Origin of the sequence: Paenibacillus thalictri (genome assembly GCF_004307995.1) — a bacterium.
Lineage (GTDB): Bacteria > Bacillota > Bacilli > Paenibacillales > NBRC-103111 > Paenibacillus_AF > Paenibacillus_AF thalictri.
On the sequence record NZ_SIRE01000013.1, the window covers coordinates 39,636 to 65,637 of the forward strand.

Here is a 26,002-nt window from a genome sequence, read left to right on the forward strand (position 1 = left end):
GCTTACGTCAAAAAGTGTCTGTTGTTGGCTCGGACATCCCGATTTTATGATGGAACTAAGTCCATCGGTTCAACCGCAAAAGGAGGATATAAGGAAATGAAATCGTACTTATCTCGTCTGATTTGGCTGGGATGCCTTTCGGTTTGCTTGCCCCTCGTTTTGGCTGGTATCGTGTATTACAATACTTCGATGAAACGCGAAATTGCGCATATCCAGACCAACAATCAGGATTCCTTGGGCATTGTTCAAAGATTTATCGACGACGCCATGTTTGGCGTGGTGGAGGAGCTGTCCAAAAGCGCGTTGGAGCCTTTTATTTACGAATCGTTTTTACCGCTGGAAGACACCCGGAGGGTGAACAACAACATATCCATATTAAAGGAAGTGTCAGCGCTCTTAAACCGCAGCAAGTTCATGAAAAACGTGTATTACTTCAATTCGAACTCCAAACTGATTTTATCCAGCGCCCAGGGCAATGTGCACGAATCGTATTTTAAATACCGGGACGATTTGCAGGTCATCGGCGGCATCCGCAAGTCAACGTACTGGAAGTACCTTCCCGCAAGCCAAAAGGACGGTTATATCTCATTGATCATGACTTTGCCCACAACGTCCCCGAACCCGCAAGGAGCGCTTGTGGCGCAGGTCGAAGTTGAAAAAATCAACGAATATCTTTCGACGATCCTGCCGCTGACCCGGAATGAATCGATTTTTGTGCTGAACAAGTCGGGTCAGGTTCTATTTCAATCGAACGATCAATCAAGATCAGACAAGCGGGTGATCGATCCGGTTGTGCAGACCATTGCCGCCAGCCAGCAGCTATCGAATAACGCCTCCATGACGGATGACAGCGGAAACGAATATTTCTACTCCTTCCGCAAGTCTAGTCTTGGAATGACCTATGTCTCGGTCATTCCCCGCGATGAGATGGTCAAAGATTTGCGGTGGATATTATGGGCGACGATCGCCGCGGTTGCTATTTTTTTGGCTATGGGCATATTTCTGACTATTTATAACTCCAGGCGGGTCTATCATCCGATCGGCGAGCTGGTCGATTACGGCAAGAAACTTAGCAAAGACAAGGTCGGCGCACATAGGGAAGAAACTTCGTACATTCGGGAATGTCTTGACTATTTTAACCATCAGCTGCAAGTGTCGAATAAGTGGATCGCCCAGTCGGAGCCGTCGCTGATCGAGAAATTTATGCAGCAGCTGCTGGAAGGGGACTATATGTCTTCACAACTTCTGCAAGAAGGCTGCAGGGAGTTCGGCATTCAAGCCGACCGTACATATATCGTGCTGCTTGTGAGAATCGAGGATTTCGGCAAAACCGGACGGTTCCAGCCCAAGGACAAACCGCTGCTGATCTACGCGTTAACAAATGTGATGAACGAGCTGTTGGCCTCGTCGTCCCAGAAGGGGTACGTAATACACGATTTCCGCGGCTACGGCGTAGCGGTATTAAGTTTTGATTCTGCCGCGCTGCCCGACTTCGTCATTTGCGCAACCAGAACCTATGCGGAAAAGGTGCAATCGGCGTTATATACGTATCTGAATATCCGGGCATCCATGGGCATCGGGCGGTCTTATCCGCATATCGCGGATATCGCTTTGTCCTACCGGGAAGCCCAGGTCGCGCTGCAAACCCGGCTGCTTAAGGAGTCGGAATCGATCCTGCAGATCGACGACAATACGGAAAAACAGCCGTTCCCCAAATATCCGCACGCCATCGAAACGATCATAACGGAAGCGTTGATTGACGGTGATGCGGCCAGGTTTGAACAAGGCGTTCGGGATTTCAACAGGTGTGTCCAAAAAACGGAGTCGTATTATTTCGTTTACCAGAGCTACCATGTTTTGCTTGCCGCCCTGGTGTCTTCCGCCGAAAAAAAATGCGGCACCGCGCTGGGCATTTTGGAATACGATTTGTTCGATCAACTGAGGACATACCAGACTTCCGAGGAAATATGTTTATGGTTTATCGATGTAGTCATGCCGCTGTACATGAAAGTTATGAGGGAAAACAATAATTCGCTTGGCAAAACCGCTGTCAAGGAAGTATGCAAATATATCGCCGATAATTTGGATAAAGATATTTCACTTACGGAATGCGCTGCGATGTTTGATATCAACGCCTCTTATTTAAGCCGGATTTTCAAAAAGGAGACAAACGAGTCGTTCCACACTTATTTGAGCAATTGCAAGCTGAATGAAGCGGCGCGGCTGCTGGTGGACAGCGATGAGACAATCAGTCAAATCGCCGCCATGATCGGTTATTCCCATCGCACCTTCAACCGCGTGTTTCAACGTTTATACGGGACGTCGCCGAGCGATTACCGCAAGGTTCATCGTTGACGAACAAGGCAACCGCTCTTTTACCGCAAGGTTCACCGCTGACGAACAAGGCAACTGCTCGCTTGTTCCGCCGATCCGGTCATCGGGGTTATCCTTTGATCGAGCCGAGCATGACGCCTTTGGCGAAATACTTTTGCAGAAAAGGATATACAAGCAGGATCGGCACCATGGCAAAAGTAACCGCGGCCATACGCACCGTCTCCAGGGGCGGTATGCCGTCTGCGGCCGTACCGGAGACGCCCAGCGGCGTGGAATCCAGCACAAGCGCTTTAATTAATACTTGCAGCGTCCACTTTTTGGCGTCGGATATATATATCAAGGCGTTAAAATATATATTCCACTGCGAAACGGCAAAAAACAAGGTGAAAGCGGCAATCGCCGGCATCGAAAGCGGCAGCACGATTCTGCAGAAGATGCCGAGGTCGTTGCAGCCGTCCATTTTGGCCGATTCCTCCAATTCGGCAGGCAGCGAGTCCAGAAAACTTTTGACGACGATCAGCGTCCAGGCATTTGTTAAGTTTGGCCATATAAGCGCCCAATACGAGTTAAGCAGTCCGAGGTTTTTGACGACAAGATAATTCGGCACGATGCCGGTGTGAAAAACCAGCGTGAAAATCACGAAGCCAAGCACGATTTTTCTACCGTCGAGGTCTTTCCGGGTTAAGCCGTAAGCAAGCGTAAACGTCACAATCAGCTGCAGCACCGTGCCAACGACGGTAATAAAAACCGTGCTTTTGATGGAATCTAGAAAGTTTTGCGTCGACAAGATATATTTGTAGGCATCCAGCGACCATTTGGGCGGGAGCAAGTAAAATTTTAACGGGACATACACCGCCGGGTCCGTAAATGAAACGCTGAATATGTAAAGAAAAGGGAAAACACAAATAACGGACAAGGCTGTCAGCACGCTGTAATTGATCCAATCGGCGGCTGTCAGCCTTTTTTGATGAACCAAGCTCATTTCATCCACCTGCCTTAAGCGATAATATGCATTTCATGCTTGCTAATAAATGCCTTCATACCCTAACTTTTTGACGATGAAATTCGAGGTGACGACCAGAATAAGACCCACCACGCCTTTAAACATCCCGACGGCGACGCCAACGCTGATCTTGCCCCCTACGATGCCCTGCATGTAAGAATACGTGTCAAACACATCGGCCACCGAATTGACGAGCGGATTCATCATTAACAGCACCTGCTCGAACCCTACGTCTGCCATATTGCCAAAGCGCAAAATTAATAAAATGATAATCGTCGGCCGGATCGCAGGGAGCGTAATGTGGTAAATTTGCCGCCACCGGCTGGCTCCGTCGATGACAGCGGCTTCATAACGCGACGGATCGACCCCGGCGATAGCCGCCAGGAAAATGATCGTGCCCCATCCCGCATCTTTCCATATATTTTGCAAAGTCAGCAGGATCCAGAAAAATTTGGGGTTGGACAAAAACAATACCGGCTGGCCGCCCGAAGCGACAATCCACTTGTTAATGATCCCGGCATCGGATGAAAATACAAAAAACGTAAAGCTGACGATGATCACCCACGATAAAAAATGGGGCAGATAAACGATCGACTGATTAATTTTTTTGAATACCTCATGCCTGACCTCATTGAGCAATAACGCAAGGATGATCGGCACCGGAAAGTAGAAGACGAGATTAAAAATACTAATAAAAAACGTGTTTCTGGCCATCACGTAAAACTGCTCGCTGTGAAACAAATTGGAGAAATGCTTAAGGCCGACCCAGTTGCTGCCGAGGAACCCTTTGAACGGGGTATAGTCTTGAAACGATAACAGCAGCCCCCATATCGGCAAAAATTTAAATAAAAAGAAATAAATGACCCCTGCCGACATCATGAGGTAGATGTAACGGTTCCTTTTGATTCTGGCCCAACGTTTACGAGTTGCGGGTATGTGCTCCATGGACGGTTGCCTCCATTTAAGTAATGAGCGAAAGCTCAAGCTGACCAAAGGAAGGGAGGGGGAGAGCTCTCTTGAACCCGAGAACACAACCCCGCACCCCGGTATTTTCCTGTCTTATTTTTGCGTGCGCTCTTTAAGATCTTTGGCGAATTCTTGATATGCCTTTTTGATTTTTGGGTCGGAGTTCACTTTATCGACGTATTGCTTGTATTGATCCATGGAAATTTGGCCGACGATGGCTTTAATCCGGTTGCTTTTTAATTCGGCTTCATATGTCGGCCATGCGTCCACCCAAGTCGGCGAATACAAATAACCAAACATGTCCGTTTTTCCGATTTTGCCGTAAATCTCCATATCTTTTTGCTTCGCTTCATTGGCGGCTTTGGACGCCCCGGCGTAGGCGACTTTGCCCCACTTGGAATAAGCCGGCGTCATGGCGGCGATCGTGTCCACCGTAATTTCCTGCTTGCCCAGATCGGTCAGCACTTTATCTCCGTTGACGTTGTTGTAATGAACGCCTTCCTTGCCGTAGTAGCCCAATTCGGTAAGCTCGGGGGACGCTGTTTTCTCGAAAAAGTCGAGGATTTGCGTCACTTTCTCTTTTGGCACCTTCTTGCTGATGTACATGCCGCCGCGCGTTCCGATATCAAGCATCGCCCCGTCGCCGCCGGGGCCTTTTAACGGCTGGAAGGAGATGACATTGCCGTCGGGCTGCGTTTTTTTCACATTATCCGTGTACACAAAGCTGTAATAAGCGCTGGCGTCGAAAGCGAAAGCTCTGCCCGAGCTGAACAAATCTTTTTGCTGCGTAACGGTAAGCGTGGAAAATTCCTTCGGAATCAGTCCGTCCGCGTACAATCCCCGGAACCATTCGACCAGCTTGGTAAACTGCGGATTCAAGTAAGAGTACATCAAGCCGCCGTCCGCATCGTATGCCGGGTCGGGCACGCCAAAAGCGGCGTTGAGGGAGGGGGAGCTGACGGCGTCGGCGATGTCATAACCGATTGTTCCGTTGCCCCCGGCCGGGTTGTTTTTGACGATCGTTTTCAGCGCATCTTTAAACTCGTCGACCGTTTTGGGCATCGGAATGTTGTACTTATCCAGCCAGTCTTTACGGAACATAATCGTATTGTCGATTTGCGCCCGGCTTCTTGGAATGCCCATGATTTTGCCGCTATATTTAACGTAATTCCATGAGCCGGGAACCATGTTGTCGCGTAAATTCGGGTATTTGGAGAAATCGCCGAGAAAAGGCGTCAGGTCCCAAAACGCGCCTTCATTAATGGCGTTGACCAAGGTGGGCCGCGTAAAGTCCGCCTTCAGCACCTCGGGAATATCGCCGGAAGCAAGCACAAGGTCCAGCTTTGTGTTGTAGTCGTTTCCATCCAATACAAATGTAACATTCAGCTTGGTGTTTGTCCGCTTCTGCAATTCGGTATAAAAGGCGTTATCGAGCTTGGGGACGGTGTTTGTAAAAGCCGTCATAATTTCAATGGAGAGCGGACCTGCGTCCTTTTTCTCCGCTGCCGGCGGCGAGTTTTTTGCAGGCTCTTGCGAGGGTGTGGCCGTTCCGGTCCCGCCGCCGCTGCAGCCGGATACGAGCAGACCGCCGATCACAACCGGCAGACTGATTTTGATCCATTTCGTTTGCATAACATATTTCCCCCCATACGGATAAAGTGGCGCTGATTTGTTCCACCTTCAGATTAAAGGCTCGGGCGAATGGCCTCAATGGACTTCTCATGACTTCCGCTCGTTAACAGGATATGTAAATAACTGTCCAGGTCAGGCGAGCGGCAGGATAGGTCGGCCGTTGTCCGGATCATTCAGGACATCCAAGTTATCGTGTGCGGGAAAAGGAAGGCGGTAAGTTAACGATGTGGTATGATCTTGAAATTGTTGTATTTAAAACGGAAATGAAAACGCATACAGTTGGGGTGACACAAAAAAGGAACGGGCCTCTGCAGCAGCATGGAACCGTTCCTTGTTTCCTCATTTGAAGGCGAATAATCCTATTGGCTAACTACTGTTCCTACTATTTGCCAAACGTCGTCTTATAGTCTTGGGCGAATTCCTGAAATGCCTTCTTTAAACCGGGATCATCGTTCAGCTTGGCGACATACGTTTTATACTCATCCAACGTAATTTGGCCGACGATTGCTTTAACCGACATGGAGATCCATTCCTGTTCAAATTTGGGCCAAGTGGCAATCCATGTGCTGGAATTGATGATGGAGAACGGGCTGATCGTCCCTTTTGTAAAATAACCTTGCGCGTCGAGTTTTTTCATCTTGGCTTCGTTGTAATCTTTGGGCGCTGCAGGTGTCGTCACTTTGCCGAATTTATCGTAGAACAACGTGATCGGCTGCCATGGGGAGGTCGGCCCCACGTCTTTCTTATGCTGATCGGTCAGAACGATGTCGCCGTTCACTTTATTATAGTGGATGCCTTCCAGGCCGTTAGTGGTGAAATCATAGTAGTCTTTGCTATTGGTCAGCTCAAAATAATCGAGAATCCGCTTTACTTTCTCTTCCGGCACCTTTTTAGAAATCAGGAACGCGCCGGACACTCCCGTAGAATAGCGGACCGCGTAGCCGGCCGGTCCTTTAAGCGGCGGGGTCGAATCGACAACGGCTGACGGCTGCACTTTTTTGATGCTTTGCATGAAGGTGTAGTCGTACCTGAAGCTTTCATTGACAAGCGAAGCCGCCTTGCCCGATTCAAACAGCTCAACCGCCTGAGTTGGCTTCATGACGGAAAATTCCTTCGCCAAGATGCCGTCTTTATACAAATCGCGAAGCCAAGCGATCAGGTCGGCGTATTGCGGGGTGAGCGTTTCATAGATCAGCCCGCCTTCCTTATCGAATGTCGGCTTGGAGGTGCCGAAGGCATCACCGAATCCGCCGGCGCTGCCGGTCAGCAGGCTCGCCTTGGAAACAAGGCCAAGCGTGCTTTTTTTGCCGGTGCCGTCAAGATCGGCATCGACGATTTTCTTTAAAGCGGCGCGGTAGTCATCCAGCGTTTCCGGCATTGCAATGCCCAGCTTGTCTAACCAGTCCTGGCGGATTTTGGGACCACCGGACAATTGCGGCCGGTTTTTCGGGATCGCGTAGTTTTTGCCCAACACTTTACTGTTATCCCAAGCGCCCGGCGCGGAAAAGTTTTTCAAGTTAGGGTATTTGCTGAAATCGCCAAGAAGTGGAGTCAAATCCCAGAACGCCCCGTTTTTCACCGCATTCACCAGCGGAGGATGCTTCAAATCGGGAACAACCAAGATTTCAGGTATATTACCTGAAGCCAAAATCAGATTCAGCTTGGTCGTATAGTCGCCGTCCGGTATCCACTCGATGTTCAGCTTGGTGTTTGTCCGTTTCATAAATTCTTTCCAATAGGCGTTGTCCATATTGGGAACTTGGTCGAACAATTGCACGGTCATCTGCATTTCCAGCGGCGTTTCGCTTTTTTTGTCCGACTGCGGTGTGGTTGAAGCGCCTGCGGGTGCTGCCGTCTGCCCGCTGCCCGCGCCTCCCCCGCATCCGGCCAACGTCAGCAATGCGGCCAAAGTACAAGCGCCACTTGAGAGTTTACGGCGGTGTTTAGTCATCTGCACCATCCCTTTTCATTGTTTAATGAGGTTTCTGATTATTATGATAGGTTCCGCAAACGATGGCGCTCAACAGACAATTCGTATGTTCTTTTTTTGAGCCTTGTCCGGGTTGTGCGCTGTGCAAAAAATGACTGGGAAAGCAGCAATTGTCTATAGGTGCCGTTGATGAAAATTGCTATCATTATGTCCACGGGAGCTGATTTGCTTGGCAACGTTCAGAGGTGTTGCAGGAATGAAGCCGAACTATTTTTACCGGCTGCTCTGGTTTGGCTGTATTTCGGTATGTGTGCCGCTTATCGTGGCGGGCATTGTGTACGATCAAATTTCGATGAGGGGGGGAATCGCCCGCTTTCAGGAGGATAATCAGACGTCGCTGACCTTAATCGAGCAATATACGGAAAAAGCGCTAAGCGACATCGTCGTCGACTCGTTCCAGCTGGCGCTGGACCCTGTTGTGACCGGTTCTTTCGAATCACCCGGCTTCAAGGACGATTATGTCAAGCAGATCGACCTGCTGCGCAAGCTTTCTTTGCTGAAATACAAGAACAGCTTTATCGGCAGCGTCTATTACGCGAACCTCGACACGGGTTTTGTGCTGTCAAGCACGGAGGGGCATATGGAATATGAGCTTTTTCCTTATAAAAAGGATATCGAACGTCTCGGGCAAAACGATTTGGACGGTCAATGGGCTTATTTGCCGGCAAGCAAACAGCGGGGTTTCATATCCTTTGCTTTAAGATTGCCTTCGCTTTCCTCCGCCGGACAAGGGCTGCTTGTGACGCAGGTGGACGTCAGCCAGATCAACAAATATTTGTCGAGTGTGCTTTCTTTGACCAAAAATCAAACCGTGATGGTCGTTGACGGTCAGCGCCGGACGCTCTTTCAGACCCGCAAGCCATCCGGTGCGGACGAAACGTCCGGCGGGGAGATGATCGGTGAGCAGACACTGCTGGACATCGGCGCCGATAGAGCCCAGTTAAGCAGCTTCCAAACCTGGGGGCCGGGAGGGGAAGAAGTGCTGATCTCTTACCGGAAAGCGGCATCGGGCAATACGTATATTTCCGCTATTCCGTACAAAACAATTGCCAAGGAAGTGGGGGCAAGCCGCCCGGTTACAGCCTTGGCGGTCGTCGTCCTGCTTTTGCTGGGAATTGCCGTCAGCGCGCTGGCTATCAAGCGGGCTTACCGTCCGATCGGCAAATGGGTCGATGAATTAAATAAAGAAACAAGAGAGCTTGGCGAGCAGCTCGCTCGTTCCAAGCCGTCGCTGTTGGAGCGGATGCTGCAGCAGTGGCTGGGAGGCAACTATATCCAAAGCCGGACGCTGGCGGACGAATGTATGAGTTACGGCATTGCCGTTAATCGGCTGTATGTGGTCGTATTGGTCAAAGTGGAAAATTTGATCCAAGATAAAAGGTTCCGTCCCGGAGATAAGCCGACGGTCAGCTTTGCCGTCGTGAATGTAATCGGGGAGCTGCTGGCGAATCATCCTTCGCTGCAGGGCAATGTCATTCACGACCATACCGGACAGGGGACCGTGATTTTGCATTTTGATTCGAATTGCCCGGAGGAGCTGGCGCTTGCCCAGGCGAAACGATTTGCCGAGTCAGTCCTTGGCGCGCTGCAAAGCAGCTTGAAGTTGTGCGCATCGGCGGGGATCGGCAGGTTTTACCGGCACATTTCGGATATCCAGCTTTCTTATAAGGAAGCAAAACTGGCGCTGCAAAACCGGCTTTACATGGATGAACAATCTGTCTTGTGTATCGCTGAGCTTGATCAAGCGGGCAAAGCGGCATCCTTCAGTTATCCGAAGGCGATCGAGCTGCGGATCATTTCCGCGCTCGCAGACGGAAATAAAGTGAAGGCGCGGGAGGAAATGGAGCGGTTTACGGACGCCCTCGTTTCGTCCGAGTCGTATGCGCTCATATCGCAAAGCTATCAGTTGCTGCTGGGTTCGATTGTTTTTTCGATCGAAAACAAAGGCGGCGGCATTCCCGATATTCTCGAATACGACTTGTACGACCAACTGAAGGCGATGGAGACCAAAAGCGAAATGTGCGGCTGGTTTTCCGACGTATTGTTCCCGCTGTACGAGCGTGTCGCCGATGTGAACTACAGCACCGCCGGCAAGCTGGCTGTGCAGAAGGTGCGGCAGTACATAGAAACCCATGTGGAGAAAGACGTATCGCTGGCCGAATGCGCGGATTTGTTCCATATTGCGCCGTCTTATTTAAGCCGGCTGTTTAAGAAGGAAACCGGCTGTTCGTTTTTGGAATACGTAACCTCCTGCAAGATAGAAAAGGCCCGCAAAATGCTGACCGATACCGATCGTACGATCAACGAAATCGCCTGTGCCGTAGGTTATTCCCAGCGGACGTTTAACCGGATTTTCCAACGTTTGTTCAAAATGTCGCCGAGCCATTACCGGACAATTCACCGGTAAGCTGATTCACCGGTAAGCAGAAAGGAGAATGTTTGTGGCGGAAGGCCAAACCGTATACGAAACGAGAGTGCATGCGGCTGCCCGCGCGCCGGGAAAAAAATACTGGCCTCGCATTGCCGCAAGCCGTTACATGTATGTGCTGATATTGCCGGGTTTCCTTTATTTTGCGGTGTTTAAATATTTGCCGATGTGGGGGCTGTTGATTGCCTTTCAGAATTACAATCCGTTCGCCGGTATCTCGGGCAGCGAATGGGTCGGTTTTATGCATTTTACCGATTTGTTCCGCGACCCTCACTTTTATGTCATGCTGCGGAATACGTTATGCATCAACTTGATTAATCTTATTTTTTACTTTCCGGTGCCGGTCATCTTGGCGGTGATGCTCAACGAAGTGAAAAACGGCTGGTTTAAAAAATGGAACCAGTCGATCGTGTACATGCCCCACTTCCTGTCATGGGTGGTGGTTGCGAGCATGACCTTTTTTGTATTGTCCACCGACGTCGGTTTTGTCAATAAGCTGATGATCAGCCTTGGCATGGAGAGCCATTCGTTTTTGTCCGATCCCCGTCTGTTTTGGGGCATATTGACCGTGCAAAATATATGGAAAGAAGCCGGGTGGGGCACGATCATTTTCCTGGCGGCGGTCGCCGGGGTCGACCCGCAGCGTTATGAAGCGGCCGTGGTGGACGGAGCGTCGCGGATGCGGCAAATATGGCACATCACCTTGCCGGCCATCCGGCCGACGATCGTCATTTTGCTTATACTTCGGCTTGGTCACATGGCCGACGTCGGCTTTGAGCAGGTATTGCTGATGATGAATCCGCTTGTCAATGAGGTGGCAGATGTGTTCGACACGTACGTGTATAACCAGGGGATCCTGCGCGGAGATATCAGCCTTGGCACTGCGGTAGGGATGTTCAAAGGCATTGTCGGGCTTGTGCTTGTGCTGGCCTCGAATTATACCGTGAAGAAAATGGGCCACGAAGGTATTTATTAATCGGCAAAGGTATCTACGAATCGGGCTGACGGAGTGCTTCGTTGTTTCAGCCGGAAGGGAGGGGAAAGGATGGGCGGAACAAGCTGGAAAAAAGCCGCTTACGGCGATTACATCAATTATTCGGCGCTGGCGCTCATATCCATTGTTAGCGTGTTTCCTTTTTTGTACATTGTCAGCATCTCGCTGACCGATCCGTCGGCGTATACGCCGCTGAAATTTTATCTGCTGCCGGAGAAATGGTCGTTTACGTCGTACGCGTACATTTTGTCGACAAACAGCTTTTTGAACTCGCTGAAGAGCACCGCTTTTATAACGGCAGTAGGAACGGTGCTGAACCTGCTGTTTACGTTTACGATGGCGTATGGGCTTACGAAAAAATGGGTGTTCGGCCGTAATTTTTTTCTGGGAGCGGTCATCGTCACATTGTTTTTTAACGCCGGTGTCATACCGACTTACCTGCTCGTCAAGGAGATGGGGCTGCTGAATTCGTACGGCTCGCTTATATGGCCGGCTTTATCGAACGCATGGAGCCTGATCGTCGTCAAAAGTTTTATGGAATCGCTGCATCCGGAGCTGGAGGATGCGGCGAAAATCGACGGCTGCAGCGATATCGGCGTGTTCGCACGTATCGTGGTGCCGCTGTCGCTGCCTGCGATCGCCGCATTTACGCTGTTTTTTGCCGTGCAGCATTGGAACACGTATTTTAATGCGCTAATCTACATCTCGGATACGAAAAAATGGACGCTCCAAGTGCTGATCAAACAGCTGATCATCGAAGCCGACGCCTCCGGCGTAGGCCAATCGGGCAGCACGGACGCCGATATCGTGCCCCAGGAAACGGTGAGGATGGCTTCCATCGTGCTGGCGATGCTGCCGATCCTGGTCGTCTACCCGTTCCTGCAAAAATATTTTGCCAAAGGGGTTATGCTCGGCTCCGTCAAAGGCTGAGCCAAGGTAAGAATCCCATTTTAAAGGCGACCGCTTCGCTTTTCCAATACAAATTTCTAAATAAGGAGAGAAAAAACATGACCACAACACACAATATCGAAACCGTAATGGCCACCGTCGAATATAAGGGGGCCCATCTCGACAAGCTGCTTGCCGCATTTGCTCCGGCTCGGGTCATCCAGGTCGACCGGCGTGATTCCGCCGCTATGGCGGAAGCGCTGAAAGTAGCCGACGTGGCGGTGCTCGCCGGCGATTTGGATGAGCGTTTTCTCGATGCGCCGAAGCTGCGTTGGATTCACTGCGATCACGCGGGGCTGAACAAATCGGCTCGTCCCGAGGTGTTTGAAAAAGGGCTGCTGGTCACCAGCTCAGCGGGACGTTCCGGCCCGGTGCTTGCCGAACACGTGATGTTTTTCGCACTGGCGCTTGCTTACCGGTATCCTTTATTTTATGAAGCGCAAAAAGAACACCGATGGGGTGTGCCGGGCCAAGATGCCCAGCGCGGCTTGTTCGGCAAAACGATGGGCATCATCGGCCTTGGCAATACCGGCAAAGAGCTGGCGGTCAGAGCAAGCGCGTTTGGCATGCGAGTGCTTGGCTACCGCCGCAGCGACACACCTGCGCCTTCCGGCGTCGACCGGCTGTATTGCGAGGAACGCGGGGATACGCTTGATGAGCTGCTGCAGGAAAGCGATGTGGTGGCGCTTGTCGTGCCGTTGTCCGATTCGACGCATCATCTGATCGGAGAGCGGGAGCTCGGCCTGATGAAGCGCAGCGCGCATTTGATCAATTTGGCGCGCGGCGCCGTCATTGACGAACAAGCGCTGCTCGCGGCGCTTCGGTCCGGTACGATTGCCGGAGCCGGTCTGGACACATTCGCGACCGAGCCGCTCACTGCGGATTCTCCGCTATGGGATGCGCCAAACACGCTGGTGACGCCGCATTTTACACCTGCGGTGCCCGACCGGATCGGCCGTTCGCTGGATATTATCGCGGAGAACGCCAAACGTTACCGCGCGGGCGAGACGATGGTGAATTTGCTGACGGCCAAGGACGTGTATACGAAAGGCTGAAGCTGAAGAACACGAATTCAACAAAAATATTGCTTTATAACGAACCCCCGAGACTCGTGTCGAGGCCACTGAAAAAGCAGCTTAAGTGAGCGAAATCATGCTGGAGAAACGCCAGCGTTTGCTTTTGTCCCCGAATTTCACCTGCCGCAAGCAGGTACATTCAAGAAATTCGTGGACAATTGGCGAGCGTAAGCATGATTCGCTTATGCAGCGTTCACTTTTTCAGTGGCCACACCCGTGTCTTCGGGGGTTTTGTGTATTTAAGCCAATGCATATCCTTAGAAAGCAAACGGGGGTGATTCCGAAATCAGCTGCATAAATTCGTTGTCACACTTTGACCTCGTTAATTGTCATATTATTAAGCGAGATACATAGGGCAATTACCACTGTAATAATGAAAGGTGGATATGATGCAAAGTTATACGATGGATTCAGCAGCTAATGACATGGACGATTTGTATAGAACCTACAAGTCTCATTTATTTTCGATTGCTTACCGTATGTTAGGCTCTAGATCGGATGCCGAAGATATGGTTCAAGACGTGTTCATAAACATCCATGGACTTCTTCATGATAATTTTAACAACATCAAATCATACTTAAGCAAAATGATGATCAACAGATGTTTAAATGAATTAAAGTCCTCAAGAAAAAAAAGAATAAGCTACGTCGGTAATTGGCTTCCAGAACCAACAGTACAACTCACTGAGCATAGTCCGTTAGACAATGTCGAAAGAAACGATGCGATTTCTTATGCTTTTCTTATTCTTATGGATAAACTGACACCCGTGGAGCGAGCTGTGTTTATTTTGCGTGAAGCCTTTGCATATGAACATAACGAAATTGCCGTAATGATTAACAAAACGGAAGTCAACTGCCGTAAAATCTACAGCCGCGTCAAGAAAAAGCTTGATTTATCCGCTGAAAGCTTGGAAACGGATTCGATTCATCAACCAGAGGAAAAGGAATCGGTCACTCGATTTATATCCGCTCTTTCGAATGGGAATATTCAGTCATTGGTGAACATGTTATCAGAAGATGTAATATTCATTGCCGATGGGGGAGGAAAAGTTTCCGCCGCAATCAATCCGATCTATAGCAGAGAACGTGTGCTTGTCATATTAAACGCCCTTTCATCAAGACGATTCCCTCAATCCCAAGCCAAACGGGTCGACGTCAACGATCAGCCGGGTATATTGTTAACAAACGACGGTATTCCAACCGGGGTTATTTGTTTTGAATGGAATGTTCAAGCGATGAACATCCAACGAATTTACTTTATTGTGAATCCGGACAAATTACAGCATGTACATGCCTAGCGGGGACCGATTCACTTTTTCAGCGGCTTCGGTGTCACACATGTAGACGGCCAATTGTCTTTATAGTGTCAAAATAAAAGGAGGTAACAGTTTATGGCACAACGTATTGGATATATGCAGCAATCACCGGAGTTTTTCAAGAAAATGATGGAGTTCAGCAACGCCGAGAACACTAGTGCAATCGAAGAAAAGATCCTTCATCTCGTCCACATCAGAGCTTCTCAATTAAATGGGTGCGGCTTCTGTCTGGATATGCATATCAAGCAGGCCAAGATTCATGGCGAGAGCGAACTTCGGCTCTACCACCTTTCGATTTGGAGGGAATCCACTCTATTTGACCCACGTGAAAGAGCTGCACTGGCATGGACGGAGGTGCTGACCCATTTGCCGGCACATGGTGTACCTGACGAAATCTACAATCGTGTTCGCGAATTTTTGTCCGAAAAGGAAATCTCCGATCTGACTTTCTCGATCATGGCGATTAATGCTTGGAACCGAATTAATGTAGCGTTTAAAACTGTACCAGGCTCAGCCGATGCCGCATTTGGATTGACAAAAGCCGGCTTGAGTTAATCTGACGAAGTGACATCGTTCGGGATTCATAATGACATTAGTGAGGCGCAGCAGGTATTAGAAAAAATCTAATGTCCGCTGCGCCTTGATTTTTAGCGTTTAAGCCGGTTAATCGACCGTTGTTATGCAGCGCAACACCGTGCGCTGGAGCTGCACGCCGAGTGAATGCAGCAGGGAGGCGGCCCGCACCACATGGCGGTGGCAGCCTGCCGGGGACTTACTTAAACGCCAATGCGCGGATCGGGGAACCGGAGCCCTTGGCAACTTTTAAAGGAAACGCATATACATACGATTCGCCTAAAACTTCATCCAGCCGGGTTAAATTTTCGATGATGTTGACGCCGTTGCCGAGCAGCGCGTAATGCGCGGGCGCACCTTCGGCGTACGAACTGTCGATCGCCAGGCAGTCGCAGCCGACCACTTTTATGCCTTTGGAGGCCAAATATTCGGCCGCTTCGCCGCCGAGTCCCGGCCACGACTGGCTGTATTGCCGATGTTCGGTGCGCGGCACCCAATAGCGGTCCCAGCCGAAGCGCAGCAGCACGATGTCGCCGGCTTCAATCGCAGCGTTTTGCTGCTCCCACGTCTTGATTTCGTCAAGCGATACGACATCGGTGTCGGCATAATGGGAAAAGTCGATCGTCAGCGCGCGTCCGAAAAACTGCGAAACCGGCGTTTGATCCATATACAGATGGGCCGGATGGCCTTCCTGAATGAAATGCGCGGTAGCATCCATATGAGTGCCGGTATGCTCGTTAATGATCAGCTGGTAAATGAGGGCCCGGCTGCCCGTTTCAAACGTGTCCCACAACGTGTGGTAATAACGCGAGTGGGTTGGGTAGATCGGCATGCCTTCCTCCAAGGTGTGGGACAGGTCAATGACTTTCATTTCGTTCATCAGAGCTGCGAGCTGCTTTACGTTCGACATAAGAATTCCTCCTCATATAATGTAAAAACACATCTACTCCACAATTCCGTGATAAGCGCGTTCGATGATCGATTGAATGTCCTCCGGCCTTGTCAGACGGGGATTCACCCGGACATTGCCGCTGCGCATCGCGTCTTCGACCATTTTTGGCAGCTGATCCAAAGAGACGCCGAGCTCGCGTATCGTACGCGGTATGCCGAGATCCCCGTTCAGGCGGAGCACGGCCTGAACGGCAGCTTGCGCCGCCGCATCCGCAGGCAGGCCGGCTGTGTCGACGTCCAGCGCGCAGGCGATATCTTTCATCAGCTCCGGACAAGCGGGCAGATTAAACGCCAGCACGTATGGAAGCAGCGCTGCGTTGGCCACGCCGTGAGCGATGTTGAATATGCCGCCGAGCGTATGCGAAATCGCATGCACGTTGCCGAGCCGCGACTGGGCGAACGCCGCGCCCGCCATCATCGAGGCGATCAGCATTTGTTCGCGGCTGTGCAGGTCATCGCCGACAAAATAGGCGCTGCGGATATGTTTGCCGATGATACGCACCGCTTCGATCGCAAGCGCCCGGCTGGCCGGAGAGGCCGCTTTGGACGTATACGATTCGATCGCATGCGTCAAGGCGTCCATGCCGGTGGCGGCCGTAATGGCCGGCGGCAAACCAAGCGTCAGCTCGGCGTCGAGCAGTGCCAGCTTCGGATACAGATGCGGGCTGATAACCGCCGCTTTAAACTTCGTCTGCGCGTTCGTTACGATCGTTGACGCCGTCACTTCGCTGCCGGTGCCCGCTGTGGTTGGGATCGCGATGACAGGATAACCGGCGTTCGGAATTTTGCCGACGCCCTCGTAATTGAGTATGTGGCCTTCGTTGAGCCCCATGATGGCGATGCCTTTGGCCGTGTCGATGCTGCTTCCTCCGCCGATTGCCAGCACGCAGCGGATATCCGTTTGCCGCAGCCTGGCAAGCCCCTTCATGATGCTTTCCGCGCTTGGATTCGGCTCCGTTTCGTCGAATACGTCATATTCGATGCCATGAGCCATCAGCGAAGGGATGACCGCATCCAGCAGCCCGGCCCTGCGCACTCCGGCATCGGTGACGATCAACACTTTGCCGATTTGCCGGGCTGACAGCAGCTCTCCGGTTTTGCGCGCAATGCCTGCTCCGCATTCGACGGAGGTAGGGATGGTAAAAGAGAAAAACATAAGCAGGATCGCCTCCCGTGTTTGTGGTAATTGCAACCTTTTCCCGCTAAGCACCAAGCTGAACCAAACCGAACCAAACCTCGAAAACGGAAGTTTTGTCCGCTAAAAACGCTTTCATATCTATTGGAGGTTCTTGGATGACCTTTTACATAATTTGAACGGATGGATTGAAACTTTCTATTGTTCAGTTCATCTACTCGTATTTTATAATGAAACGGACATACATTCACTAAAAAAGTTACTCGGTCAGCCGATTATTTTTTGATAAAGGAAATGGTGGAGTTAGAGCTGAAGCGGCTGTTATGGTTTATCGTCTGCTGCATAAAGCAGCGGAGCATTCATTGATCAATTCATTGATCAAAACAGAGGGGACGTTATAGGGGGAATGCTTAGATTCGTTCCCTTTTTTCACAATTAAACCGACTGGCTTAATCGGAAAAATAGGTATTATACAATATAAAAACAAAAAAATCAATAGCTGCTCTATTGATTTTTGCCGGTATATTAAGTTACACTTATGAAGTAATACAAGGAACTTGGGGAGGTGATTGGATTGGAAAAAATGTGCATGAATATGATGATGAACATGTGTATGGAAGACATGATGGCGAAGATGAAATCGATGAAGATGATGATGCAATGTATGCAAGACATGAGTATGATGGAAGAAATGGACATGAACATGATGATGTCCCGCATGCAAGAATGCGATGAAATGATGACCTCTATGATGAGCATGATGAGTGGTATGAAGCAAACTTCGATGTAATAAAGTACATAAAGCAGGCACGCTTTATATACTTTGCCCAGCAGACAGCTGCAGGCAATTTAAGTCTATATCCGGAGATCAGGCAGCTCGGACGAGCAGACAAACTGCAGCCAAGCTTTTTTTATTTTATTGGTATGATAAAATTTTCCTCGCAACATGAATGCGCTCAAGCTTAAGCTGAAACCAGCGGTCTTGCAGCGTTTCCTCGCGGTTGCTTTCTGCCGATGAACGCAGTTCAGCGAATACTTCCAACAATTGGCGATTGATCATATCGTAACTTTTCCACAAGTCTCTTAAGATCATATTTCTCCGATACTCGGCCAAAAGGTTCTTATTCTTAAGGGAAGCAATAATCTCTTTCTCCCACTCCGAATCTCCGATCGAGCGTGCATAGTTATATAAGTCCAGGTAATCGTTCACCCAAGCTGCAGTTATGGAATCCATTAGGCCAGCACTCCGTTCGTCCGGTATGTCTTTTTACCAAGTATTATAATCGGAATAATATAAATTATCAAGCGGTTGGCACGCAAAAATTTTAAGTTAGCAATTTGCACCGCCACGGCATTTTTCCTTAACCCGGCTGACAAGGCCGGAGGCAAATGATACAATCCTCGTACAGGGGCATATTGGCTTATCTAGGGAGCAGAGTCCTTAAGGTTAAGAGATCCGGATGATGATGTTATTCCAGAGCGAGCTGGAATCATGTTTCCTGATTGAACATTTTCGATGGGGAGGAATGGATGCTGCTTTTGAAGGAAACTGCGGTTTGATTAATGCTTGTGCATGGATTCCTATATAAAAGGAGATATGGACAATGGATGTGATTGAATCGATCGTTCACCCTATTCCCGTTCCGCGGATGGTTAAGGTCAAACAGCATTTTCACGCGCCTGAGCTGCCTGATGTTGTATCGGCTGTGCGGGACGAGCTGCAGAAGTCCGGAGTGCTCGAGCGAATTGGTCCCGGTGACCGGGTCGCCGTAGCGGTTGGCAGCCGTGGCATTGCCGACTTGCCCATCTTGGTCAAAGAAACAATCCAGGCTATTGTGAGCCGCGGAGGGTTGCCTTTTGTTGTTCCCGCCATGGGCAGCCATGGAGGAGCGACAGCGGAAGGGCAGCGGGACGTACTGGAGCAGCTTGGCGTTACCGAGCCATTTATCGGCGCACAAATCCGCGCCACGATGGAGGTCGTCGAGATTGGCAGGCTGCCGAAGGGGTTACCGGTGTATATGGACAAACACGCTTACGAGGCCGACAAAATTGTAGTGATCGCCCGCATCAAACCGCATACGGCATTTAGCGGTTCCATCGAAAGCGGTTTATGCAAAATGGTGGCGATTGGGCTCGGGAAGCAGAAGGGGGCGGAAGCCGCCCATGCATACAGCTTTAAATACATGGCCGAGCATGTTCCGGATATTGCCCGGATTTCCTTAAGCCGCACACCGATTGTGTTTGGACTTGGCGTCATTGAAAACGCTTACGATCATCTGTGCAAGGTGGTTGCGGTTCCCGCGGAGCGATTCCTGGAGGTGGAACCTCAGCTGCTGCTGGAAGCTAAAGCGCGAATGCCGCGTATCCTGTTTGACTCGTTTGATGTGCTTGTGATCAATGAGCTGGGCAAAGACATATCCGGATCGGGCATCGATCCCCATATTACCGGCCGTTTTCCGACACCCTACGCAAGCGGCGGAGCGCAGGTAAAGCGAATTGCCGTGCTGGGTCTGACTCCCAAAACACATGGCAATGCCAACGGCATCGGCCTGGCCGACGTGACTACGCGGAAAGTGTTTGAGGAGACGGTATGGGAGAAAGGTTTCGCCAATGCCTTGACCAGTACGGTTTCGGACGTTGTGCGTATGCCGATGTTTCTGAATACGGCGGAACAAGCTGTCAAAGCGGCGATTAAGCTGTCCAATGTCCTCGATTTCAATGCGGTTCGGCTGGTGAGAATTCGCAATACGCTGCAGTTGGGGGAGATTTGGATCTCCGAAAGCATGCTGGAGGAAGCAAAAACGGTTACTGATCTGGAAATAATAGGAGAACCGGAGGTTGCGGTATGGTAATGAGAGGAAGTTGATCTTGACAGGAAAATTGCATTCATTTACGCTATAGGTAAACGTTTACCAACATGTACCGAGGTGCTATGAGTAAAGTTACGATCAAAACATTAGCCGAGCTCTTTCAGGTGACGCCCAAGACGGTCTCCAAGGTGCTCAATCATAAGCCGGGCGTTGGCGAGGAGCTCAGACAGTCGATATTACGCAAAGCAGAGGAACTGAACTACGTCCCGAATGTATTCGGACGCGGGCTGCAAGGCAATACGATGAAGACCATCGGTGTTGTTATTTCAGACAACGCGAGCCCCAACTATTCGTCGATTGTGAAGGCCATTGAAGCTGCGGCAGATCGGGCCGGTTACAATATGATTCTTTGCAATTCAAGCGAAAATATCGAAATTGAAGAAAAGAAGATCAAACTTCTGATCGAAAAGCAGGTAGAAGGGATCATCATTGCACCGGTGCACCGCGAAGAAGCAGGGGAAGTTCATCCTTTACTGAAACGGCTCGCCGATCTTGCGATCCATTATGTGCTCATCAGCCGCAGTCCGAGAGACGGCGGTTCACACACGGTCGTCCGAACTGACGACGAACAAGGCGGATATGCGGCGGCCCGTTACTTAATCGATTGCGGACACCGCCGTATTGCGGTACTTGTTCACGAACTTCCGATTACACCATCCACGGAGCGGCTCAAGGGGTATCGGCGCGCTTTTGCCGAAGCCGGCGTCTTGTGGGACGAACGCTGCATAGTGACGTTCCCCGATGCAACCGTCGAATGCGGCAAAAGAGCTATGCTGCAAGCGCTGGATCATAACGAGGATTGCACAGCGGTTCTGGCCTTCAACGATATTATCGCGATGGGAGCTATGATAGCGGCCCGTGAACGCGGGCGGCGAATCCCGGACGATTTGGCCATCGTTGGTTTCGACGATATCACTTATGCGCAAGCGATGAATCCGCCGCTAACGACGGTCCGTCAGGACACGGCTTTAATTGGCAGCAGAGCGTTTGAAGTATTGCACCATAAAATGACGGGGTTGGTTAAACCAACGGGGCAAGGCAAACTGATTCTGCTGCAGCCGGAATTGATTATACGGGAAACCGTGTAATTTTTTCGGTCAAGGTAAACGTTTACCTTAAAGCGATCATTTACACATATTATGAAAGGGGATTTAAGCTTATGAACCCGCAAGCTGCTCAAGAGCATTATCCTTCTCGCCGCTTAACCGGCGGAGAAGGCCAGTTTTTTTACGGGTATTACGACAATCCGGCATTTAGCGCGGACGGCAGGCTGCATCTTTACACCAAAAGCTCTTTCCTGGATCGTCTTTCTGCGGCGGGCGACCGGGCGGAAATCGGTCTGATTGAACTCGATACAGGACGTATGGTCCCGCTTGCCGAGACAAGCGCGTGGAACTTCCAGCAAGGAGCGATGCTGCAATGGGACCCGAATCAGCCGAACAGCCGGATCATTTATAATGTGTTTCTGGATGGCGCTTATCGCGGCGTAATTCATCATGTGGAGACAGGGGCCCTGCATTATCTGGATCTGCCTGTCGCAAACGTTGACCCGACCGGTAAACATGGCTTAAGCATCAACTTCAGCCGCTTGTTCGATTATCGTCCGGGTTATGGTTATGCCGATATCGTCGATCCATTCCAAAACATGAACCATCCGCAGGACGACGGGATTTCCTTGATCGATCTGAAGAGCGGGCGCAGCCGAATGATCCTTTCATTAGAAGAGATTTGGGATTTTATTAAACCGATCTACAAGTTGGAAGAAGCAAAACTGACGATTAATCATATTACGTTTAACACCGACGGCACCCGGTTTGTTTTTCTGGCCCGCAGCAAACAAGGCGCGGATCAGCGCCGGGTCACCGCCACCTTGACGGCCAATACCGATGGCAGCGGGCTGCACTGTTTATCGACCTACGAATACGCCTCGCATTATCATTGGAAGGATCCGAAACATCTGCTGCTGCACAGCGCAAACCATGAAGGCGATCAGTTGTATCTGTATCCCGATGGCACAACCAATGAACCGGCAGCCATTGATAAAAGCTATTTTCTCGAGGACGGCCATTGCAATTACTCGCCGAACCGCGAATGGCTTATGTACGACAGTTACCCCGACGCAAACGATTACAGGCACTTATATTTATATAACGTTGCTAAAGGCAAAGGGCTCACACTTGCATCTTATTATTCCGAGCCGAAGTTAAACCGGGCGGTAGGAGACAGCGGGACGGATATTCGCTGCGATCTGCATCCAAGATGGAATCGTACCGGCACGGGGATCAGCTTCGATTCGATGCACGAAGGTCAGCGGCATATTTACGATATGGATTTGCGGCAGGCGATGAGCGACTTGTTGATTTAGGCAGCTAGCGGCATGTTTACCCTTTTCGGGTGGGAACGAGACGGCGGGTTAAAACACGTTACAGATCACTAGTATGCTTCGCAAATGTTTGGAAAAAGGAGGAGGAAATTCTCGTCTGGAACCGGGACGGAAGTTCCGCCCACGAGGGAACACAGCAAATTTATTTGCTTGACGTTGCCGATTTAACGAAATAAGTTTACTGCATTTGATATCGGTAAATATTGACATTACAGCTAATGAAAAAAGCTTCGTTTACGACATCGGTTTGCCCCAACCCGACCGTAAACGAAGCATTTTTTTGTTGTGTAGTGCGTGATTGAAACTTTCCAGAGTACTCCGGATTATGGATTCACTTTCACCGAGAATCTGGCCGTATTTGTGTTGTCAGAAAGCTCACCGAAAACAACCATTCCTGTATAAACTCCCGGCTTATTTAATTCTGCTTTGTGATCTGTAAATACGACCGGCTCCATCTCGCCGGCTTCGGATATGTACACCAAGTCTGCCGCAGCGGCATCGCCATGAATCGTGACGGTTGCAGCACCTGCAACTGTATAAATCCAATCCTGAGTAGCTTCGTCGTAAGCTTCGGAGCTTACATTTGAAACGGTAATAGACCCGCCTTGCTCCGTAACAAGCTGTTTTTCACCGGCTTCACTTCCCGCCGCCGCTTCCGCCGCTTCGAAATACGTGAATTCCCAATCTTTCTCAACCGTATCGTAGGTCGTTGCATCTGTGAAGTAAGGGATATCGGCGAATGTAATTTCAACCGGCTTGCTTTCACCCGGAGCCAAATGAACGGAAATTCCGCTAGCCGTCAATTCGTATTGCGCCTTATCTCCGGCATCGTTGGCCAATGTCAGGTCGATGACGACTTTGTTAATCGTTTCAATGCTTTTATCCCCTGTATTGGTAGCTTCGCCTTTCAGCGTAAACACATTGTTCTCATCGTACAATACGCCTGTCGCTTTAAAATCCATCGATGCATCCGCAAAAGCAACGGCAGATGTGCCAAAAATCGACATGCTCAATAATCCGGTTACAGCTAATTTTTTCACCATGTTTTTCATCTAAATTTCTCTCCCTTAAAATAATGTAGTTTTATTTGTTTCAACTTGAAGAGTAGCATAGCTTGTTTAAAACTGGTTTAAAAAATATTTCTATTTTAAACCTGTTTTAAACTTGCCGGGTTATGGTGAAATCAAGCTATATTCTGTATTTCTGGTTCAACGTTCTTGTGATAATATTGTAATTATTGACAAAATTCGAGTTCAATCGAGGTGGATGTAATGCGGGCGTTGACGCTCTGGAGAATTGCGCTGCTGATCGCGCTATTTTGGGCGTTAACTCTAGTACAAGGAGCATATGCTCCGGCGGAAGCGCCGCAGGCGGCTCAGCAAGGCGTATTCGATGCGACAGGCTGGCATGCGGAGTGGGATGGAGAACTCCCGCTGGACGGCGAGTGGGAATTTTATTGGAACCAGCTGCTGGAGCCGGACCATTTTCAAAAGATACCCGTTTCCTCGAATTTCACATATGTGACCGTTCCCAAAGAATGGCACAGTTATACGCTGGATGGCCGGCCCCTTCCTTATTACGGGTATGCCACCTATCGGCTCCGGTTGAATTTGGGTTCCGAAGAGCTTCATAAACGTATGGCTTTATACATATCGGGAATTGATTCGGCTTACCGTCTTTGGATTAATGGAAGTTTGGCTTCATCAAACGGGACTGTCGGAACAAACAAGATCAGCACGATCCCAAGAAGTTACGCCCAAGTCGTCACGTTTACTCCGGATCAGGGGGAAGTCGAGCTTGTACTGCAGGTTGCGGGCTTCGAGCAGCGTAAAGCTGGCGTATGGTCAAGCATCAGGCTTGGGAGCGAGCAGCACATTGTCAGTGAATGGGTCAAGCACATTACGTTGGAAATCGCCTTGGCGGCAAGTCTTGGGATCATGGGATTTTATCATCTTGTCATTTTCCTGTTCAGACAAAAGGACAGGTCGCCTTTATTTCTGGGCTTGCTTTGTTTGGCAATAGCCATACGTACGCTTTGCGTTGGCGAGGCACTGGTGTTTCAGCTTTTTCCGTTTATCAGCTGGGAATGTGGTACTAAAATGGAGTATCTCTGCGCTTTTCTTGGCATTGCTTTATTGGTGGCGCTTGCGTACTCTCAATATCCGCATGAAATGAACCGAAGCTTGTACAAAACGGCTCTGGGGGGCAGTCTCTCCGGCGCACTTGTGGTGATCTTCACCTCATCCGAATTTTACACTCGCATCATGCTTCCGATTCAGCTGTGGATTATGATCTGCTTTGGGTTCGTTGCTTTCGTGTACTTTTTCGCGCTGCTGAAAAGGAAGGAAGCCGCCGGGTTTAATTGCGGCGCAATATTCCTATTGGTCGCAGCCGGTGTTAACGACACGTTGTATTATAATCATGTCATTGCCACCGGGGATGTAACACCTTTCGCTTTGGTGGGGGCCCTGTTTATTCAAGCTTTTATTTTCTCGCGTAAATTTGCCCGTTCCTTCAAGCAAGAAGAGAATCTTTCCAGAGAACTTACGCTGGTCAACGAATCGTTGGAGGAAAAAATTAGAAAACGAACTTCGTTATTGTCTCAATCGGTATTCGAATTGCAGAAGGCCAACGATGAGCTTTCCCAATTGGAAACGTCCCGGCGCCAACTGATGTCCGGTATATCGCATGAGCTTGGCACCCCTCTTACGTCCATTCAAGGATATGTCAATGCGATGAAGGACGGAATTATCGATCCGGGAAATCCCAAATACTTGGATTTGATCTATGGAAAAACCGTATACCTAGACCGCATCATTGGCGATCTGGTGGAATTGTCCAAGCTGGAAGCCAGACAAATGGCGTTTCATTTTGAAACGCTTCCCGCGGAAGGTTATTTTCGATATATCTATGAAAAATATGAACCGGAATTTCAATCCGACGGCAAGATACTCGAGTGGCACAATGTCCAGACAATTGAAGAAAACTTGCGCAAGGATGACCGTATCGTTGCATTTACCGGGGATCCTCTGCGGTTGGAACAGGTCGTCTCCAATCTGCTAACCAATGCCAGAAAGTTTACAGAGCAAGGAGGGATCATCCGGATGGAACTGCATTACGAGCATGTGCCCGGTACGATCACTTTGCGGGTGGCCGACACTGGCGAGGGGATCTCGGAGGAGGATCTGCCGTTTGTGTTCGAGCAGTTTTATCGCGGCAAACAAGCCAAAAGGCAGCGAACCGCCGGGATGGGTCTAGGACTTGCTATCGCTAAAGAAATCATCCAAGCGCATGGGGGAACCATTGGCGTGGAAAGCGCTCCGGGAAAAGGAAGCCTATTTTATTTCAAACTGCAGGCAGGTTATGAACTGTTTAATAGATAACGATGAAGAGGGGCTCATGT

At 49.9% G+C, this 26,002-nt stretch carries 20 protein-coding genes; 12 read left to right on the plus strand and 8 right to left on the minus strand.

Annotated elements, in window-relative coordinates; translation table 11 throughout:
- Positions 1–96 precede the first annotated feature (96 nt).
- On the plus strand, positions 97–2,355 hold the full coding sequence (locus EYB31_RS18860; RefSeq protein ID WP_131014966.1) for a helix-turn-helix domain-containing protein: 2,259 nt from the start codon (positions 97–99) through the stop codon (positions 2,353–2,355).
- 88 nt (positions 2,356–2,443) lie between these two features.
- Here EYB31_RS18860 and EYB31_RS18865 read toward each other — a convergent pair whose 3' ends face one another.
- The 4 genes from EYB31_RS18865 to EYB31_RS18880 form a co-directional block, all read right to left on the minus strand.
- Positions 2,444–3,316: a carbohydrate ABC transporter permease gene (locus EYB31_RS18865; protein ID WP_131014967.1), complete on the minus strand. Its 873-nt coding sequence runs from the start codon at positions 3,314–3,316 to the stop codon at positions 2,444–2,446.
- 42 nt (positions 3,317–3,358) lie between these two features.
- Entirely contained in the window at positions 3,359–4,282 is a 924-nt protein-coding gene (locus EYB31_RS18870) for an ABC transporter permease (protein WP_131014968.1), read from the minus strand.
- 114 nt (positions 4,283–4,396) lie between these two features.
- Positions 4,397–5,935 carry a type 2 periplasmic-binding domain-containing protein gene (locus tag EYB31_RS18875; RefSeq protein WP_131014969.1) on the minus strand — a complete coding sequence of 513 codons (1,539 nt, stop codon included), beginning with the start codon at positions 5,933–5,935 and terminating at the stop codon, positions 4,397–4,399.
- Positions 5,936–6,317: 382 nt separating this feature from the next.
- Positions 6,318–7,886, minus strand: coding sequence for an extracellular solute-binding protein (locus tag EYB31_RS18880; RefSeq protein ID WP_165452483.1), 1,569 nt, complete (start codon positions 7,884–7,886; stop codon positions 6,318–6,320).
- 208 nt (positions 7,887–8,094) lie between these two features.
- Between EYB31_RS18880 and EYB31_RS18885 the strand changes: the two genes are divergently transcribed.
- The 6 genes from EYB31_RS18885 (at position 8,095) to EYB31_RS18910 (ending at position 15,242) form a co-directional block, all read left to right on the plus strand.
- On the plus strand, positions 8,095–10,332 hold the full coding sequence (locus EYB31_RS18885) for a helix-turn-helix domain-containing protein (protein ID WP_131014971.1): 2,238 nt from the start codon (positions 8,095–8,097) through the stop codon (positions 10,330–10,332).
- Positions 10,333–10,360: 28 nt separating this feature from the next.
- Positions 10,361–11,329 carry an ABC transporter permease gene (locus EYB31_RS18890; RefSeq protein ID WP_131014972.1) on the plus strand — a complete coding sequence of 323 codons (969 nt, stop codon included), beginning with the start codon at positions 10,361–10,363 and terminating at the stop codon, positions 11,327–11,329.
- Positions 11,330–11,398: 69 nt separating this feature from the next.
- On the plus strand, positions 11,399–12,277 hold the full coding sequence (locus EYB31_RS18895) for a carbohydrate ABC transporter permease (RefSeq protein WP_131014973.1): 879 nt from the start codon (positions 11,399–11,401) through the stop codon (positions 12,275–12,277).
- A gap of 77 nt (positions 12,278–12,354) precedes the next feature.
- Positions 12,355–13,350, plus strand: a complete 996-nt coding sequence (locus EYB31_RS18900; protein WP_165452484.1) for a D-2-hydroxyacid dehydrogenase — start codon at positions 12,355–12,357, stop codon at positions 13,348–13,350.
- A gap of 407 nt (positions 13,351–13,757) precedes the next feature.
- Positions 13,758–14,669, plus strand: a complete 912-nt coding sequence (locus tag EYB31_RS18905) for an RNA polymerase sigma-70 factor (RefSeq protein WP_240762610.1) — start codon at positions 13,758–13,760, stop codon at positions 14,667–14,669.
- Between the two features lie 93 nt (positions 14,670–14,762).
- Entirely contained in the window at positions 14,763–15,242 is a 480-nt protein-coding gene (locus EYB31_RS18910; RefSeq protein ID WP_131014975.1) for a carboxymuconolactone decarboxylase family protein, read from the plus strand.
- A gap of 217 nt (positions 15,243–15,459) precedes the next feature.
- Here the strand turns inward: EYB31_RS18910 and EYB31_RS18915 are convergent, their stop codons facing one another.
- Positions 15,460–16,170: a cyclase family protein gene (locus tag EYB31_RS18915; RefSeq protein ID WP_131014976.1), complete on the minus strand. Its 711-nt coding sequence runs from the start codon at positions 16,168–16,170 to the stop codon at positions 15,460–15,462.
- Between the two features lie 33 nt (positions 16,171–16,203).
- Positions 16,204–17,367, minus strand: coding sequence for an iron-containing alcohol dehydrogenase (locus EYB31_RS18920; RefSeq protein WP_131014977.1), 1,164 nt, complete (start codon positions 17,365–17,367; stop codon positions 16,204–16,206).
- Positions 17,368–17,920: 553 nt separating this feature from the next.
- Between EYB31_RS18920 and EYB31_RS18925 the strand changes: the two genes are divergently transcribed.
- The gene (locus tag EYB31_RS18925; RefSeq protein WP_131014978.1) at positions 17,921–18,136 is read left to right on the plus strand and encodes a hypothetical protein; all 216 of its coding nucleotides are present in this window, start codon (positions 17,921–17,923) and stop codon (positions 18,134–18,136) included.
- A 126-nt stretch (positions 18,137–18,262) separates the two neighbouring features.
- Here the strand turns inward: EYB31_RS18925 and EYB31_RS18930 are convergent, their stop codons facing one another.
- Positions 18,263–18,580, minus strand: a complete 318-nt coding sequence (locus EYB31_RS18930; RefSeq protein WP_131014979.1) for a hypothetical protein — start codon at positions 18,578–18,580, stop codon at positions 18,263–18,265.
- Positions 18,581–18,950: 370 nt separating this feature from the next.
- Between EYB31_RS18930 and EYB31_RS18935 the strand changes: the two genes are divergently transcribed.
- The 3 genes from EYB31_RS18935 (at position 18,951) to EYB31_RS18945 (ending at position 22,581) form a co-directional block, all read left to right on the plus strand.
- Positions 18,951–20,198, plus strand: coding sequence for a nickel pincer cofactor-dependent isomerase, group 22 (locus tag EYB31_RS18935; RefSeq protein ID WP_131014980.1), 1,248 nt, complete (start codon positions 18,951–18,953; stop codon positions 20,196–20,198).
- An 80-nt stretch (positions 20,199–20,278) separates the two neighbouring features.
- Positions 20,279–21,304, plus strand: coding sequence for a LacI family DNA-binding transcriptional regulator (locus EYB31_RS18940; RefSeq protein ID WP_165452485.1), 1,026 nt, complete (start codon positions 20,279–20,281; stop codon positions 21,302–21,304).
- A gap of 71 nt (positions 21,305–21,375) precedes the next feature.
- Positions 21,376–22,581, plus strand: coding sequence for a TolB-like translocation protein (locus EYB31_RS18945; RefSeq protein ID WP_131014982.1), 1,206 nt, complete (start codon positions 21,376–21,378; stop codon positions 22,579–22,581).
- Between the two features lie 341 nt (positions 22,582–22,922).
- Here EYB31_RS18945 and EYB31_RS18950 read toward each other — a convergent pair whose 3' ends face one another.
- Positions 22,923–23,651 (minus strand): hypothetical protein, encoded by a 729-nt coding sequence (locus EYB31_RS18950; protein WP_131014983.1) that lies wholly within the window; start codon positions 23,649–23,651, stop codon positions 22,923–22,925.
- Between the two features lie 219 nt (positions 23,652–23,870).
- On the opposite strand from EYB31_RS18950, the gene EYB31_RS18955 reads away from it, so the two are divergent.
- Positions 23,871–25,982, plus strand: coding sequence for a sensor histidine kinase (locus EYB31_RS18955; protein ID WP_131014984.1), 2,112 nt, complete (start codon positions 23,871–23,873; stop codon positions 25,980–25,982).
- Positions 25,983–26,002 lie beyond the last annotated feature (20 nt).